The following is a 2,328-nucleotide window of genomic DNA, read 5'->3' as shown; positions in this document are numbered from 1 at the left end:
CAGAAAGGTTTCGCTTTCACCAACCTCAATCACGAAGGGACGGGCCATCCTTTCTACCCTCTCGAACGTCATCCTCTATTATGCTCAACTTCATGTCGGATTGGTATAAGAGTAGACGAATTTTTTAGCACATCTGATTTATTAGCTATATGTGTCTTCAGGAGATCTATATCTGAAATTACTGGATATTTGAATTTTCCTACAGGTATTCCTAAAGATATCGACTGAAAAATCAATTCATTTATATTAAATTTGTCAGGATCTATCAAAAACCATGCTGAAATTGGAGCAGAATTGTACACAGATTCACTGATAAGCTGAATGCCAGATATTTTACCTAAGACTTCCTGATAAATCTTCAGTTTTTCTCTTCTAACTTGAATAGTATACTCTAGTGATTTTATCTGGCTAATGCCTAAAACAAAACCTAGTGGATTTACTCTAAAGTTAAAACTATATTGAACATAATCAAATCCTGTTTTCAGAATATCTGCATAAGTTGAGTTATTTTCAACGGTTGAAAGTTGATTAGATTTCCATACTTCTCCAACATGTCTATATTGATTAATGGTATTCCGCTTGCCCTTATTTTGAAATACTAAAGCTCCACCTTCACCAAGTTTAAGAAGTTTATTTGCTCCAAAACTAAAGCAACCATAATCACCTATTGCTCCAGCGAAGTCAGATTCAACTTTAACTCCCAGTCCTTGAGCTGCATCTTCGATTAGAATAATATTTTTGCGGAGACATATCTTCTGAATCTCTTTAATATTAAAAGGGTAGCCATGAAGATAGGAAACTATTACAGCTTTTGTCCGGGACGTAATTAAAGATTGGAAGTGATCTAGATCAATATTATAAGATTCATGAGAAAAATCGTATAGCCTGATCTTGCATTTACAGATATTTACTATGGCCAAAATTGCTGATACATGAGTTAGATTAGGAGCAATTATTTCATCTAATTCTGTTAGACCAACTAATTTCAATGCAATAAATATAGCAGAAGTGCAGTTTGGCATTGCAATACAGCTAAGTCTTTCTTCTCTAGACAGGTAATGAGCCAGTAGAGATTCAAATTTTTGTAGTGTTTCACTACCAAAAATTGTCAAATCAGAATTTAACAAAGTATTTCTAATATTTTCTACATCCTCGTTGCTAATCGTTACACTATCTGTAGGCACATCAAGATATTGCATCAGCTACCTCGAATTTCTTTTAGTAGAATTTCTACGTTTTGGCTTGAGGGAATCTCTCCATTTAACTCGATTAAATTCACGTTCATTTTCTGCGAATAGAATCTAATATCCTTCTCCATGCGTTTTTTAGCTTGACGCAGAAAATCTACTTGGCTTACTGATAGCTTTATTTGATCTCTTATATGTATACGCTCAATACTCGTTTCCAAAGGCACGTAGACATACACAAGTAGATCTATATCTTTGATTGAAAAAAGTAAACAATTACATAAAGCATTAATAAAGCTTTCAGATACTTCTCCATACTCTGAATATATTGATTCACTCTGATAAGCCATAAGCGTAAATATGTCTCGATCATAAATATTTATATCCTCTGAATTTCTAATTCGATTAGATTCTTGCTTGTAGAAGAAACTAGCTGCTAACAAAAAGGTTTCATAAATGCTGGTTTTGAAATTTTGTCCAGATCGAAAAAAGGGATCATGACTTAGCATCTCTGACAACAAAGTATCTAAAGGAGTATTGCTTAACTCTCTTATATTAAAAATATCTTTCTGTTTTTTTAAGACTCTTGTTAGCTCTTTAATCAAAGTTGATTTACCGACCGCATCAATACCTTCAAAGATAATATTCATGTCAATACATTTCCCATAAATTAATACATCGCTCACTCAGACATTGCATCTTATTCTGTATTTCAGCTTTTTGCATAGTAGCTGGACAACCGAATTCTTCTCCGTCACAATTAACAAAAGAAAAACCATGCCATGCCTTACAAGTTCTCACAAGAGAATCAAATTTATTTTCAATAAATTCTTGATGTGCCTTAGAATATCTTTGATTGAAGAGATGTTTTTTACTCTTAATAAGAGAAAAACAGTCTTTAAGTTCATTTGCGTACTTAATATCGAAATCTAGCTCACCTGACTGCCTGACACATCTTTATGCCGCCTCCCAGGGGGGCAATTGACATCGTATGGACTGGATCCTAGAGAACCAGATGCGGTCATAGTACTGGTCTTCGGCGTTTTTAGAGGCAAAGCAGGGTTCAGGGTCAACGGTGAGCAGGGGGATGGGTTGGAGCAACGGACGCCCTTTGTTGACGGCACCCTTGAGCCAGCGGAGG

At 35.1% G+C, this 2,328-nt stretch carries 3 protein-coding genes; all 3 read right to left on the bottom strand.

The window, feature by feature from the left end; all coding sequences use genetic code 11:
* Positions 1-68: 68 nt before the first annotated feature.
* On the bottom strand, positions 69-1,199 hold the full coding sequence (locus H6G62_RS26835) for an aminotransferase class I/II-fold pyridoxal phosphate-dependent enzyme (RefSeq protein WP_190500860.1): 1,131 nt from the start codon (positions 1,197-1,199) through the stop codon (positions 69-71).
* Entirely contained in the window at positions 1,199-1,837 is a 639-nt protein-coding gene (locus tag H6G62_RS26830; protein ID WP_190500858.1) for a deoxynucleoside kinase, read from the bottom strand. Before H6G62_RS26830 ends, H6G62_RS26835 begins: the two co-directional genes overlap by 1 nt.
* A gap of 307 nt (positions 1,838-2,144) precedes the next feature.
* Positions 2,145-2,328, bottom strand: a 184-nt coding sequence (locus tag H6G62_RS26825) for a hypothetical protein (protein WP_190492888.1), incomplete at its 5' end; no start/stop codon positions are given.

It is taken from the genome of Phormidium sp. FACHB-1136 (assembly GCF_014697375.1).
Taxonomy (GTDB): domain Bacteria; phylum Cyanobacteriota; class Cyanobacteriia; order Phormidesmidales; family Phormidesmidaceae; genus Nodosilinea.
Note: the sequence above shows the minus strand (reverse complement) of the source record. Positions and strands in the feature narration are given on the sequence as shown.